13 protein-coding genes are annotated in these 13586 nt (G+C 47.5%); 4 read left to right on the top strand and 9 right to left on the bottom strand.

What is annotated here, in order from left to right; genetic code table 11:
* Positions 1–100: 100 nt before the first annotated feature.
* From ORD20_RS10670 to ORD20_RS10645, 6 genes are read right to left on the bottom strand one after another with little or no spacing between them, the layout of a single operon-like run.
* Positions 101–1543, bottom strand: a complete 1443-nt coding sequence (locus ORD20_RS10670) for an FGGY-family carbohydrate kinase (protein ID WP_430626161.1) — start codon at positions 1541–1543, stop codon at positions 101–103.
* Positions 1544–1560: 17 nt separating this feature from the next.
* Entirely contained in the window at positions 1561–2502 is a 942-nt protein-coding gene (locus ORD20_RS10665) for a hypothetical protein (protein WP_103374863.1), read from the bottom strand.
* Complete coding sequence (locus tag ORD20_RS10660) at positions 2495–3430, bottom strand: ABC transporter permease (RefSeq protein WP_430626160.1); 936 nt, start codon at positions 3428–3430, stop codon at positions 2495–2497. Before ORD20_RS10660 ends, ORD20_RS10665 begins: the two co-directional genes overlap by 8 nt.
* The gene (locus tag ORD20_RS10655; protein ID WP_430626159.1) at positions 3427–4212 is read right to left on the bottom strand and encodes an ABC transporter permease; all 786 of its coding nucleotides are present in this window, start codon (positions 4210–4212) and stop codon (positions 3427–3429) included. Before ORD20_RS10655 ends, ORD20_RS10660 begins: the two co-directional genes overlap by 4 nt.
* Positions 4209–5750, bottom strand: a complete 1542-nt coding sequence (locus ORD20_RS10650) for a sugar ABC transporter ATP-binding protein (protein WP_103374866.1) — start codon at positions 5748–5750, stop codon at positions 4209–4211. The genes ORD20_RS10655 and ORD20_RS10650 overlap by 4 nt, the downstream gene beginning before the upstream one ends.
* A 21-nt stretch (positions 5751–5771) precedes the next feature.
* The gene (locus ORD20_RS10645) at positions 5772–6791 is read right to left on the bottom strand and encodes an autoinducer 2 ABC transporter substrate-binding protein (RefSeq protein ID WP_242968351.1); all 1020 of its coding nucleotides are present in this window, start codon (positions 6789–6791) and stop codon (positions 5772–5774) included.
* Positions 6792–6965: 174 nt separating this feature from the next.
* Here ORD20_RS10645 and ORD20_RS10640 point away from each other — a divergent pair, with 174 nt between their 5' ends.
* Positions 6966–7763, top strand: a complete 798-nt coding sequence (locus ORD20_RS10640) for a DeoR/GlpR family DNA-binding transcription regulator (RefSeq protein ID WP_158246204.1) — start codon at positions 6966–6968, stop codon at positions 7761–7763.
* 596 nt (positions 7764–8359) lie between these two features.
* Here ORD20_RS10640 and ORD20_RS10635 read toward each other — a convergent pair.
* Positions 8360–9082, bottom strand: a complete 723-nt coding sequence (locus tag ORD20_RS10635) for an alpha/beta fold hydrolase (protein ID WP_430626158.1) — start codon at positions 9080–9082, stop codon at positions 8360–8362.
* Between the two features lie 408 nt (positions 9083–9490).
* On the opposite strand from ORD20_RS10635, the gene ORD20_RS10630 reads away from it, so the two are divergent.
* The 3 genes from ORD20_RS10630 (at position 9491) to ORD20_RS10620 (ending at position 11797) form a co-directional block, all read left to right on the top strand.
* Complete coding sequence (locus ORD20_RS10630; RefSeq protein ID WP_430626157.1) at positions 9491–10066, top strand: hypothetical protein; 576 nt, start codon at positions 9491–9493, stop codon at positions 10064–10066.
* A gap of 687 nt (positions 10067–10753) precedes the next feature.
* Entirely contained in the window at positions 10754–11023 is a 270-nt protein-coding gene (locus ORD20_RS10625; RefSeq protein ID WP_103374871.1) for a hypothetical protein, read from the top strand.
* Between the two features lie 132 nt (positions 11024–11155).
* Positions 11156–11797 carry a hypothetical protein gene (locus ORD20_RS10620; protein WP_146038997.1) on the top strand — a complete coding sequence of 214 codons (642 nt, stop codon included), beginning with the start codon at positions 11156–11158 and terminating at the stop codon, positions 11795–11797.
* Between the two features lie 270 nt (positions 11798–12067).
* Here the strand turns inward: ORD20_RS10620 and ORD20_RS10615 are convergent, their stop codons facing one another.
* Positions 12068–12430: a DUF2268 domain-containing putative Zn-dependent protease gene (locus ORD20_RS10615; protein WP_146038998.1), complete on the bottom strand. Its 363-nt coding sequence runs from the start codon at positions 12428–12430 to the stop codon at positions 12068–12070.
* Between the two features lie 325 nt (positions 12431–12755).
* Positions 12756–13412, bottom strand: coding sequence for an HAD family hydrolase (locus ORD20_RS10610; protein WP_369825230.1), 657 nt, complete (start codon positions 13410–13412; stop codon positions 12756–12758).
* Positions 13413–13586 lie beyond the last annotated feature (174 nt).

Here is a 13586-nt window from a genome sequence, read left to right as displayed (position 1 = left end):
AAATCGAAGTTCTTGCAGTATTCGCAGGACATAATCTAAAAGCTCACCATAGCGCCTTTATTTGGTCGAGAAATGGAATTCCTCCGGTAAGAGAAAATGTTTATCCCGATATATTAACCCGGTCCGCAGGCATAAATGTGGGGAACTCCTCTAAGTATTTCTGGTAAACCTCTTGATATACGCCCATTTGTTCAGACGGCTGGATAATAGGCCATGCGACACTTAAATCGTTAAGTTGCGAAATATAACCATCTGCCTTAGCCGCTAACATCGCAGCCCCCCGTGTAACTGAGTCATTATCCGCAATCTCGAGAGGTAGGCCGCAAATGTCGGCAATAATTTGTAACCATAGCCGACTATTTGTCCCCCCACCCGACGCCACGATTCGACGAGTTGCCCCCATTTTTAACGTGTCCATTATGCGCCGTATGTCTGAACTGGTTCCCTCATAGACAGCGCGGATAACGTGGGCAACACTATGGCCAAGCGACAATCCGTGAATCGCCCCCCGAGCACGATCATTGGGCCATGGACTGCGTACTCCTTGGAAGGCTGGAAAAACTCGAAGTCCACCGCATCCTGGTTCAATTTCACATGCCAGTTTGTCTAACTCATCCAAAGAACGTGACGCTCCCATATTCCGTTCAACCCATCGAACGACAGACCCTGTCGATGGTTGCCCTGCTTCAAGTACATCTAATCCCACATGATACACATCATCAAACGGTCCCCATAACCCCGCTGTAGGCTTAAAGGAATAGTCATGAAACAACTCACAGGTAGACGACCCTAATATGAGTGCCATCGAACCAGGCTGAATCGCTCCCGAACCAATGGCCCCCGCATAAGCATCAATAATGGGTCCCGCAACAATAACATTGGACTCTTTGACCCCAATCTGCTGTGCAGCACGTGAAGAAACTACACCTAAGAGTTCTGCGACTCCGACAGTTGTTTTCGGTAGGCACTTAACAATTTCCGGGAACAAATTAGCCCACTCGGGAAGGTCCGATTTTGTTGTCGCATGCCACTTGAGTAAGGCACTAGCACGTGAACGTGTCCATTCACCCGTTAAGTTCCAGTTAATCCAATCGGCCACCTCGATAAGATAATTGGATTCATTGAAAAGATGAGGGTAAGTGTCATAGAGCCACAGGGCCTTTGACCATGGTAATTCAGCTGATTCCGAACGGCCTACGAGACCGCCAATGGTTTGAGCATATTTCCCAGCCCGCACATCCATCCACAACATCACTTCACTTTTAGGTGTACCATCTCTGCCGACCATCATAATGCTAGATGTCGCATCTAAACCAATTCCTCTCAATTCACCATACGGCTGACACTGTTCTACGGTTAGTTTAACGACTTTCACAAACGCATCCCAAATTTCAGATGCATCTTGAACAGCCCATCCACTTCTGGGATTTAGTGTTGTCAATGATATAGAGTTTCTCGCGATAATACTACCGTTTTGCCATCCAATACATCGTAACCCTTGTGTTCCGATATCCACCCCAATGTAAATAGGATGCTGAGCCATCGTAATCCCCCCACTATCTAGTCTGGTAACACCATTATCCGAGAATACTCTAAACCATTAATAGGTCTATCCTGATAGAATCCTCCCTCGTGTATCAATGTTTCTACGGCATTGGATAATGTCATTCCTGACTCGACCGCAGTAATTAACCATCCTATATACAAACCAAACACAAAATCATCGAGATCTTTTTCCATCGACAGACTGCCATCTCCATACCACGAAACTGTGGTCCCACTATATAATGCAACGTCAGCTGTCGATACTAAGGTGCAGATTGTCTTCATACCCAGCTTAGCAATCTGAGTCAATGCAACGGATAAATCATCGCGTGACACCACTTCTTTTCCCCACAAAATCTCTACTTGCGACACGGTCAAAAACACAATACTCGCTTTCTTAAGTAAATGATAATTGGAAATGGGCATAAAACTTCCTGATATATAAAGGGCAGAAAATTTTTCGGCGCTCTCTATAACAGTTTGCAATGTGTTAGTACCCATATTTAAACTGAGACAAACAGCCTCACCCCAATTTTCAAGGTTCGCACTCACCATGGATTGAGATAGAAGCAAATTGTTACTTGAATCAGTGACTTGGCATTTCACGGTCCCGTCAGGGTTGATTACCTTGACACGACGACCGGTTCTTTCGACCACCACAGTTGGCACTAAATCGAATCTTTGCGTTGCATTCCACTCACGAATTCGTTGAGCTCCAACATCTCGTCCCATAACCGTAATCAGTCGCGTCGATTGATGACTAAGTTGGCTATACATCGTGGCTACGATCGCACCCACACCGCTCACCATGTCGAAATCTCTACGACCAATAATTTCCTTTTCCCCTGGTGAAACCTTTCGTATTTCCCAACGTTCTTGAACATAGAGGTCCCCGATAACAATCATCGCATGGTAGCCACTAAGACCGTCGACTCGTTCGACACGGGGATTAAACATGCTGCTGACCTCTGTGAACCAAGTGCTGAATAGCGCTAGCAACGCGATGTCCTTGTTGTGCGGCTATCGCTAAGAGCAACACAATACCAACTGTTCCGCCCTCATAGACCGAATTGATATTAGCCAGTCCAAAACTGTAACTTAGCCACGTGATAGCTAGTGTGGCAAGAATCGTTCCACTAAGACGCCCTTCACCTCCCTGCAATTTGGTTCCCCCAAGCACGGCAATGGTAATCGCGGCCAAATTCATAGTACTGCCAGCATCTGGACGGGCCGTGACTAGACGCGAAGCGTCAATAACGGCGGCCAAAGAACACAATAGGCCCGTAATCGCGTAAGTGACTAGACGCGTTTTCATTATCGAAATTCCATTGAGCATAGCCGCCGTTGCATTGGTGCCAACCAAATACAATCTCCAACCAAATGCCGATCGTGATAGTAACAATGCCAAAATCACAGCAACAGGAAGATAAATTAAGAGAAGTTGTAGTGGCCATCCTGCAATTAGCCCTTGGCCAATGATATCAAAGGAGGCAGGAAAAGGAGATATGTCTATCCCGTGGGTCAATACCAATGCTATGCCACCGTATGCATACATCGTCCCCAACGTGGCAATAATGGCGGGAATGTTCATCACCGTAACAAGAATTCCATTTATTAAACCTAAGATAATACCCCCGAAGAATACCACAAACACGGCTATCCAAACATTTAACCCATGCAACACCAGCACTCCAAGAATCACTTCAGAAAGGGCAAACATCGCGCCGACGGAAAGGTCAATCCCCCCATTTCCCGACAAGATCACCATCATTTCTCCAAAGGCAACGAGGCCAATTTCAACGCCATAGACACTCATGGCACTAATGCCCTGAAGGCTCAATGCAGAAGGCGCAATAAAGACCGATAAGACGATTACTGCTATCATAATGATGGCAAGCCAGACGATCCTGTTGACGCTTGCACTAAAGGACTTAAGCCTAAATGCACAATGGCTGCGATAGCTGAAAACATACCTAGCAACGTGTACGAAAGAACAATGGTTTTATTGACGGGAAGCCCAAATATCCGGGAACCCTCGGCGTTATTACCAATTGCATATAAATAACGCCCCCACGGTCTATGGCTAAGAATCCAACTAAAGGCAATCACTAAGGCCAATGCTACCCACATCGACAAAGGAATTCCCAAAACCTTATCTGTTACGGCCACGGAGGTATAGGATGCGGGTATATTGGTAATCCAATTCCCACCCAAAACAAGATACAGCGCCGCACTCCAAATACTTAGAAAACCTAACGTTGTTATAATGGGAGGAATTTGGATAAACGCAATAAAAAACCCATTAATGATTCCCATCACAGTGCCAGCTATTATTCCAACAAGCGCAGCCGTCCACGGCGATAGTCCATGATTATAAGCAATCCCAGTTAAAGCCGCCGATAGTCCAAGGATCGCACCGACAGAAACATCAATGCCCCCTGTGATGATGACAAAAGTCATCCCAATAGCCGGAATTGCCGTCAACGCTGCATCCACCAAAATGCTATTCAAATTGGCAGCACTCCAAAAATTCCCACCCGAACCAATTGTCGTAGCAACAACTACTACAATAATCATCCCGAGCAACGCATATTCATATCGTGATGAACGTAAAATGGGCGGGGCAGCTTGTTCAGTAGATGTCGACGGAGGGATCTGAGCCGTCATGCTTTAGCGCCTCCTTCAAGTGTGGGAGAATCCGATAGACCAATCGACAGTGCCAAAATATCCTCATGTCTACTTGTCTTTGCGTCAATTTCCCCCATCATGGTGCCTTGGCGCATTACATAGATCCGAGAACAGAGATCCATAATCTCAGGAAGATCTGATGATACAACAATCACCGCCATCCCTTGGTTGGCGAGTTGACGTATTAGGTCATGAATCTCGCTTTTTGTTGCCACATCAATGCCTCGCGTAGGCTCATCTAAAATCATGACGCTCAAGTCATCCCGGGCGAGCCATCGAGCAAACAAAACTTTTTGTTGACCGCCCCCTGACAAACTGGAAACCGGGCCATTCACACTTGACAACTTTATCTTGAGTTCGTCGCTCAGCTCGCCAGCGTGATGCTTTAATGAAGCGACTCTCAATAAGCCACCCACATGCTTAAATTTTTCAATAACGCTAACCATCATATTCTGCGTAATTGGTCTGGGCATAAAAAGTCCTTGGTCCTTACGATCCTCTGGAAGATAAGCGATTCCGGCACGAATTGCTTGTGCCGGAGACTTAATAGCTAAGGGGCGTCCTTTAAGAAAGATTTGACCTTTGCGAGCCGTTCGAGCGCCAAAAATGGTTTGCATCACCTCAGAGCGACCAGCCCCTACCTGCCCGTAAAATCCAACAATTTCCCCTTGTCGAACGTAAAAGGAGACATCTTTGTAATCGCTTGGTCTGGTAAGACCTCTGACCTCTAAAACTGTAGACCCGTCTCGACTCACCGTCTCTTTGCCAGTCGCCGGTCGACTGGGCTTATAAATACGATTTCCTGACATCTCTGACACTAACTGCTGCGGATCCCATTCTTTATTCTCGTGCTCCATAACCACGTTACCATCCGTCAGCACTACAGCTCGATCTGCCACAATTGACAGTTCATCCAGCCTATGGGACACGTACAAAATAATTTGCCCATCATTTTTAAGCTGCTTAATAATAGAAAAGAGTCGCTCGGTTTCGCTTCCCGACAATATCGCTGTGGGTTCATCAAAAATAATGAGCCTCGATTTAAAGACTAGTGCTTGAGCAATCAACACAAGCTGCTGAAATCCAAGGGAAAGATGCATCATGGACTCATTTAACAAGGCCTCCGGTATATTTAATTGCTCAAAAACAGGAGTAACCTTGGCGAGCATCTGGGCTCGGCTAATGTTGCCCCACCGTGTCGCGGGCAATTGGCTCATGAAGATATTTTCTAGTACCGATAGTTGCGGAAAAACCATCGGCTCTTGATATACTGCCGCAAACCCTAAGTTGCGCGCATGCGCCGGGCTGCCAATATGGACGCTTTTGCCATCAATGGCAATATCGCCTGAATCCGGAGCCACTACCCCCATTAGAATCTTTATCAGAGTAGATTTTCCTGCTCCATTCTCTCCCACGATTGCGGTTACCGCGTGCGCGGGAAACTTCAAAGACACATTGTTTAACGCCTTAGTGCCTCCATAGGTTTTTGAAAGCCCGCGCACACTGACCGTCTGCATTTCTGCGGCTCCCTCCTCATGTTAGAAATTCAAGTTGTCGTTTGCCTTGTCAATAATTAATGGCGGGCCAAGCAACAACATCTTACGTGACGGGAAGTATTCAACTTTCCCCAAGCCAGGAACGTTATTCCACTTATGAAACGGATGGTGCTCCAAATGTTGCAAGACACCCCAAACCGTTAAATATCCCAAATTGATCGGATTCCATAGAACAACCTTTTTAATAACACCATTGTTCAAGTACGCTCGAACTGAATTCGGATCACTAATACCCGTTACGATAATCTTTCCTTGCATGCCCGCATTTTCGACAGCTTGCGCTTCACCCGGAGGGATAGTCGTGGCAACGCCAATAAAGCCTTTAATGTGAGGATATGCCGCTATCATGCGAGTCGCAATTTGTTCAGCTCCTGTAATACTTTCGCCAGCATATTGGATTGGAAGCAACTGAATATTCGGGTATTTCTTGAGACGCTGTTTCATATACATGATCCACGTATTGAGGTTCGTTGCGGTCGGGCCGGCAGATATAATCGCCAGCTGTCCAGAGTAATTCATTTCCTTGGCAGCTATATCCACCACGTCATAGCCCAGAGCTTGACTACGTGCTTGTTCTACCCACAACTGATTGTAAGGACTCGATACATTTGAGTCAGCAGCGTAAAACATAATATGGTTATCTACCGCTTGCTTAATTAACGGGTCCAATGCCGTAGGACTATTAGCAGAAACCCCCACCGCGGAAACGTGTTGTTGAATTAGACTGCGTACATACTCCGCTTGGCCCGAAACCGAGGCAGTCGTAGGACCTTCATATATCCACCGAGCACCAAACCTTTTAGCCGCTGCCTGCCCCCCCTGATCCATCGCCGAAAAGTATGGTATCCCCACCAACTTCGGCACGAAGGCAATAGAATATTGTTTATGCGTTGCCGAAGAGGCCGCGGTTGTCGAAGACGCCGTTGTGACCCCACATCCAGCAATCGACATTGTCGCCGCAGCCATGGCAACCGCTATTTTTGCTTTCGCCTTGCTATTCATGGTCTCGCCTCCAATCATTGTTGATATTGCAATTGTCTTTTACTTGTGATTAGTATTCAAGATTTTTAACGATGCCATTTTATAAGTGATATTAGTATTTTCCCTTTTTGAGCGTTACAATCATTTTATTGAATTATTTATTTACTGTTGTGACCAGAGAGGAGGACTATGTGTATGAAACGCTCGGAAAATTTAGCTATAAAAGAATCTAAACGCCACCGTGACATGCTTGCTTTTATAAACTCTCGTAGCAAAGTTACCGTCAATGACCTAAGCCTCACCCTAGGCCTAAGTGTTCAAACCATTCGCCGTGAATTGCGCTACCTGGAACAACAAAATCTAGTAATTCGAACGAAAGGAGGGGCCATGGCAATTGATCCCTCCCCTCTCCATCATCAATTAAAGGGCAACGACTTGTCACTTAGCGCGTCGGCCATTACTTTAATCAATGACCATGACGTTATTGCTCTTGACTCTTCCTCCTTCTCTCGAGCACTAGCCCGTCAAATCCGACAAACCGGTATAAAGGCGACCGTATTAACAGCGAGTCTGGATGTGGCGAACGAATTAATTAATGCTTCAAACTGTCGTCTCGTCGTAACAGGCGGCATTTACCGAAGCACTTCACAGAGTCTAGAAGGCACCTTAACGCTACAAGCCATTAAATCTTTCCGTATAGAGAAAGCGTTCCTGACATGTGATGGTTTCACCCTTCAAGACGGCCCCACAGAATCTGACGACTATCAAGCGCAGTTCAAGTCTCTGTTAATGCAAAACGCCAGCCAAACCATTCTAGCTGTTCCAAGTCAGGTCATCGGAAAAAACTCCCTTATCCCACTATGTTCGCTTAGTGCGCTATCATGGATTATTCTTGTCGACCCTTTAGATATCCGGCAAATGGAAGCCCTTCAATCGTTAGGCATCAAAACACTTGTCGATCCCTTTGCTTATAGGAAGAAGAACAGTAGTTAAAAAACTAACCGCAGAATTTATAAAAAACATCTAAGCATTAGCACTGTCTAGAAGATGTCCTTGATTACGGTTAATTCATCACAATCTTGTCGAGGGAGCAAAAGATTATATACCTTCAGTATGTGGACACGCTCGAACATTCGACATCATCAGAAACTTCAGCCTCAACTCGACGATTGCGGGTCCTCCCGGACGCAGGGATTTCCCCTGGATGCAAAGAATAGGGGCCGCGATTACACAATCTGAGACATGTTTTTTGCGGCGCGTTCCTTGGTGGCTATGGCCGAGTCGATCCTCGTGGATTTTCTCGAAACATCTAGACCACCCATTATTACGTTTAGTTCGCATTATCTAGTCGATGCAATTCCAATTCGCGGACGTAGCTTGATTTCAATTCAGTTTTGAGGACTCTCTTAACGGCCCCTCGGCGGACCTGGTTGTCGGTATACCCACAACACCACAAAAGGGAGCACGGACAGGGTAAAGGAGGAGGTGCCCCACCACTTCAATTCGCTACAGTAACGAATACGTATTGGAAAATGTTGCAACATTGTTATCAATTGGTGATAGTGATAAATTTAATTTGTTTTACTATATTATCCAAGGACTGATCTGAGAATGGCAAAATGGGATACCGTTCCGGATGGCATTGTATTTGGTCCACATGAATCGATAGTGGATAGGCACTCGACAAGCATTGTGGGAATATCAAGGGCTTGCAGTGCATCCGTGTCGTTGATCTGCTCGTAGCGGGGAAGCGTTCTTCGGCGTTCTAGCATCTCTCGGTACATAAGTCGAAAGGCCGCGCGACTTTCTTTGCTTATACTCTCTTCTTTGCCGTTGATGCCAATAAGCCAGATGATCTCAGCGGCATTTACGAGTCTTGTCACGTCATGCGCTGCCAATGCCGCCTCATACTCCGCATAGATAGCGGAATCGGGGCCATCGATTTTGGGTTGAAATCCAAAGAGACCCGTTCCCAACAAAACCAGTGACGATACACGAGCCGGGTACCGTTTGCCCGCATGAATGGCGACAGCGCCTCCTAACGAAGATCCCACCAAAGTGGCTGTCTCCACTTCCAAATAGTTCAAAAGAGCAACCAGCGTGTCCGCGGGGTCATGGCGTTGAGAGCTCTGATCAGTTAGCCCATCTGCCCACAAATCATAGGTGATGCAACAATAATCATTGGACAACCGGTTCACTTGGATATTCCACTGCCGGTGGTCGGTCAATGCGGAATGCAGAAAAACCACCGCGGGACCGGAGCCATGGGCCGTGTAGCAAATGGCACCTTCAGACGTTACGAATTTGGGCATACCCAATGCCTCCTCTGCTCTTGATAAATATTTTTATTTTAATATCACACTGAGCCCTGGTTGCTCGCCACAGCTGCACCCTAACCAATTCACCACCTACGAATCCCACGGCAAAGACTCTGGCAGGAGTGCTGCCCTTTAGGCCGGAGGCGTTAACGCCTTATGTCTATGGGACTGCTTATGTCTCGCAATATGATATGATGATGGATAAATGGGCAACAAGGGGCGAGTTTCACGGGCAGGAAAACCATTTACGTACGACCCAATGACGAACCGTTATGGCAGCAAGCCGAACGTGAAGCCGGCACAGAGAGTCTCTCCACGGTTTTGAATGAAGCACTACGAAAACACCTTCAGGGGCGGCCCGCTGGGCCGGCCCATCTTTGGCTGGATCACGCCGAACGCCCAATGACTGTAGAGGTCGAGCCATTAGAGGGGGGATGGCAGATTCGCATCCCCCGTGCCGATGAACCCAAGCTCAGTCCGCGGTCCGATGTTATCAAAACCTTAAGACGCGTGATTGGATGGGATGACGAATTTAATCGCACCCTCGCAGCCTCTCCAAAAGAATCTATCTGGGTTTGGATTCCCGCATCTTCGGTCTCTGGCATCATGTGGCGGCCCCACACGCCCGCCACAGGTATAGACTACGTTGCGAAGGCCCGGGCTGCATGGCCTCTTCTTCGTGAACGGAGCCGCAATCAGTTGACAATGACCTACGGAGACTTAGGCCATGCCTTAGGCGGTCTACATCCTCTCCATGACGTACCTCAAGTGCTGGATGTCATTCAAGCGTGGTGTCATGAACACAAAATGCCAGACCTCACAGGGTTAGTTGTCAGTCAGCGTACCGGACTTCCCGGTCGCGACTATTGGCGACAAAATGGTTGGAGTGATTTATCCCCAGAAGAACAACACACGCAATGGCAAGCTAGTCTCAGAACACTAGCGGCAAACCCTGGGCCCGAAAAGCCGCCCTTCTAGATCCTATCATCCCTCAGGACAATTCCTCAGCGCGGTGACAATCGGCGCTTGAAAACTGCGGACTTTCGCAATGTCCGTTTACTTTCCCCTTGCTACGACACGAATGGCACCAGAGACCAATTGCTAAAGCATGTATCCTAGACCCTGGAGTAAGCCTGCTCATCATTGGAGGGACCCCATGAGCGCCAAAGAACATCCTTCCCAGTTGCAGGCGCAACACTATTGGCACACCACACACTCGATTGCTGTACCGCTTTGGGTCCTATTGTCTTTGAAGTCACTATCTTATTCTGATGCAGTAGTCACCCTTGCAAGAAGAGCGTGTCGCATAAGACCGAGACATGCCGCGCGCAGACCACCCCACCACACAGCCCCTCTCGTACATGCCTCATACACAGCCCAGCTCACCACGGACAAAAAATATTATGTTGAAACGATGTTTACCAGTTGACCGAATCTTTACATGATCATATTATACGTATGTAAGTCATTATTGATCCCTTGAAACGGAACCATTAACGACCAAGAACAGCGCCTAATCTAAAATTTGATGGCTAGCACAAGAGTTCTGACGGAAAGCCTTAAGCCAAACAAGGCATCAGGAAATAAAAACGCCGTGGCAAAACTGCTGCAGAAGCATCTGCCATCTTGACAGATGACTCCTAGCACCGAAAATAGGAGGGCATCATGCGAAAAAAGCGAGAGAAAGATCATGACAGCGTGTGGTCGGTGGACAACGAAAGGAACCCTGCCAAGCCCACGAGTTTTCTGAAGAAGTTAGCGCACGGCGCCTGGTTCATTGTCGTTCTCGTATGGCAACTCATCCGTCTTATTTTCCGAATCGTTTGGCGTATCCTCATTGTTTTATCGATTATCGCCACGTACGTTTTAGCTTTTGTCGCAATATTCTCCGTCACGTCCGAAGAGGCGGAAAAACAGATGAAGCGTTATTTATAGTTGGAAAACTCTTCGTTCTACCGGTGCAAGCACAAGAAATTTCGTAACGCAAGTTAGACCCATTTTAGAAACACAGCAGAAAACACCCTTGTCTTTCTGGTTTTTACACCATTTATTCCCTAGGAGGTAAGCATGATGGATTTTCTCACATTATGGACGTCTGATTCTGAACAGGAGTGGAAACAAGCCCTCAACCGCTATTGGAGCTTTGTCCAGCCCGCCAATTATGCGCTAGAACAAGACATGGATCACTTAGACCGCGCCGTGGTGCAGTCTCTCACTGCTGCCGACTTCTATGACTGGCTCTATAACAAATACTTTGTGTGGAAATACACGCAGAAAAACCGCTTAGCCACCACACGGCGTGCACTGGCCAAACGCCATCAAGATGCCGCGGGACTTAAGGAACTGGAAGAAATCCAGCACCAAATCTTTACCATCGATACGTACGCGCAACCCAGCCAAGCATTAGACAATGTCACCCGAATCGGGGGTCTGGGAACGGCCGGGGCGTCAGGATTGTTAGCGGTTCTATTTCCAGAACACTTCGGAACTGTCGACGTGTTCGTTGCCGAAAATCTCCTTCAAGTGCCTGCCTATGTTAATCAATTGCCAACAATAAAGCCTAATGGCACCATAAATATCACAAAAGACCAAGCCGTATGGATGGTCAAGGTATTTCGCCAAAAGGCCGACGAACTAAACGCCATGTTTCGGACAGATTTTTGGACCCCACGCCGTATTGATATGGTTTTGTGGGGTACGCGGTCTTAAGACCATCTCATGCCGAAATAAGCCAGGAGCTATGGCTTCTTTGCCCGAAATATCATAGCCCATGAAGTCGTCATAGGTTCCCTTCCCTTAGGTATGAGTAACTGTCCCATGATATATGGTCGGCAATCATATTGCTCTATGCATTGCCGACCATATAGTAGTCTCCGAACGATCTGAAGATGTTCGGTCATTTACGTCTCCCACATCTGAGTTTAAGACTTTGTCCAAAGAGAGCTGTTTGGCTGAGCAGGATTATTTGACTATCCCCTATCATGGAATCGTGAGCCCATGGATGATTGTTTCCAAGAGCGAGATGTGTGCATGGCCATTTTTCATGGCCATGATGCGATAATGGTGATGGTACTCGTGAACGGTCGTTGCCATGAGCGTTGACAATGTTTCAGGGGCAGGATAGACCACCAACGAAATCTTAGTCCCCTCCCAATTGGTCCATCCAGAAACTCCGCCCAATTTACCGCGGCCAAATGTGTCAGCAAGATCCATTGGAAAGACTTCGACACTTAACGTATGATCCAAAGGAAACCGTCTCTGAAGATTAAGAAGGGTGTCGCGCACCCGAGATTCAATCCCAATCCGGGCCATGTTGGCAAGCGTTCTCTCCCAGTCATCCACCGAAGCCTCGATCGTTAAGAGCCCGTTGCCTTAGAGATCATCTACCTCCTCTAAGCAGAGATCCGTCAGTCGGGCAAACAAGGCACGTCCTCCATTTGAGGGATCCGTTCGCAGTGCCTGTATGAATTGCGTCAGCTGTTTCCAACGCGGAATCATGATTAATTCGCTCATGTCATTCTCCATATTCCTCTACCAGTTCGTACCTTCAACTGAACGCCCTCATCATTTCTACGGTTCGAGCTTCATCACCACAGTGATGCTTCGACCGTCTAATGCTCACGAATCGGCCCATCTGGCGATCCCAAGTCTGTTAAAAACCTTGGAGTTACTGCGCCAGGAGACGTTCGGTCTCCTTGACAGTATGCGCGAGGAACGTGGGATTGGCCTCCCGCAACTCGCTAAGCGAGCCATATCCATAGGTCACCGCAACCGAATCAATACCATTATTGTGAGCGCCCACAATGTCATGAGCCCGGTCGCCTATCATCACGGCATCAGACATGCCGGGATAGCATTGCAGAGCCTGGGCGATAATTTCGGTCTTCCCCGATCGACTCCCGTCAAGATTGCTCCCAATGACCGTATCAAAGAATGCCCGCAACCCAAAATAGTCCAGAATTCGTTCAGCAAAGATACTCGGCTTAGATGTCGCAACCACCAAATGTCGCGACGTAACGCGCAGCGCTTCAAGTAGAGACGGAATGCCTTCATATACGTGATTTTCATAGAGTCCATAGCTCGAAAAATACTCCCGGTAATATGAGACGGCTTGCGACACGGCATGCGAATCTAGATGATACTGCTGGGAAAATGTCACATGTAAGGGCGGTCCGATAAATGCGGTTAAGGCGTCCGGACTTGGGGAATCGATTCCAAGTTTTTGGAGAGCATACTGTAGCGACTTGGTGATTCCGATCTTGGGGTCTGTTAAGGTGCCGTCCAAATCAAAGAGGATTACGCGATATACGGCCATAGAAGCCATCCCCATCCCTCCGCGCGTTCTATGTATTCGCAAGCATTCAACCGATTTTCTGTTGGCCCCCCACCCTACTGCAAGGTACGAAACGGTAAAAACAAATCTCTTTTCAGATAAGGAAATGCAGAAGCGAGTACTAATCTAGACCTGTGGCTAGACCACTAAGACGCGGGATTCCTA

Origin of the sequence: Sulfobacillus thermotolerans, assembly GCF_039623705.1 — a bacterium.
Classification (GTDB): domain Bacteria; phylum Bacillota; class Sulfobacillia; order Sulfobacillales; family Sulfobacillaceae; genus Sulfobacillus; species Sulfobacillus thermotolerans.
This window is presented reverse-complemented; position numbering and strand designations above follow the sequence as displayed.

What these genes read in the sequence shown, in the direction of transcription:
- ORD20_RS10630 (WP_430626157.1), top strand. Translation starts at nt 9,491, where the DNA reads ATGACTGTAGAGGTCGAGCCATTAGAGGGGGGATGGCAGATTCGCATC.
- ORD20_RS10665 (WP_103374863.1), bottom strand. Translation starts at nt 2,502, where the DNA reads ATGTTTAATCCCCGTGTCGAACGAGTCGACGGTCTTAGTGGCTACCAT.
- ORD20_RS10620 (WP_146038997.1), top strand. Translation starts at nt 11,156, where the DNA reads ATGATGGATTTTCTCACATTATGGACGTCTGATTCTGAACAGGAGTGG.
- ORD20_RS10625 (WP_103374871.1), top strand. Translation starts at nt 10,754, where the DNA reads ATGCGAAAAAAGCGAGAGAAAGATCATGACAGCGTGTGGTCGGTGGAC.
- ORD20_RS10655 (WP_430626159.1), bottom strand. Translation starts at nt 4,212, where the DNA reads ATGACGGCTCAGATCCCTCCGTCGACATCTACTGAACAAGCTGCCCCG.
- ORD20_RS10670 (WP_430626161.1), bottom strand. Translation starts at nt 1,543, where the DNA reads ATGGCTCAGCATCCTATTTACATTGGGGTGGATATCGGAACACAAGGG.
- ORD20_RS10660 (WP_430626160.1), bottom strand. Translation starts at nt 3,430, where the DNA reads ATGATAGCAGTAATCGTCTTATCGGTCTTTATTGCGCCTTCTGCATTG.
- ORD20_RS10610 (WP_369825230.1), bottom strand. Translation starts at nt 13,412, where the DNA reads ATGGCTTCTATGGCCGTATATCGCGTAATCCTCTTTGATTTGGACGGC.
- ORD20_RS10635 (WP_430626158.1), bottom strand. Translation starts at nt 9,082, where the DNA reads ATGCCCAAATTCGTAACGTCTGAAGGTGCCATTTGCTACACGGCCCAT.
- ORD20_RS10650 (WP_103374866.1), bottom strand. Translation starts at nt 5,750, where the DNA reads ATGCAGACGGTCAGTGTGCGCGGGCTTTCAAAAACCTATGGAGGCACT.
- ORD20_RS10640 (WP_158246204.1), top strand. Translation starts at nt 6,966, where the DNA reads ATGAAACGCTCGGAAAATTTAGCTATAAAAGAATCTAAACGCCACCGT.
- ORD20_RS10645 (WP_242968351.1), bottom strand. Translation starts at nt 6,791, where the DNA reads ATGAATAGCAAGGCGAAAGCAAAAATAGCGGTTGCCATGGCTGCGGCG.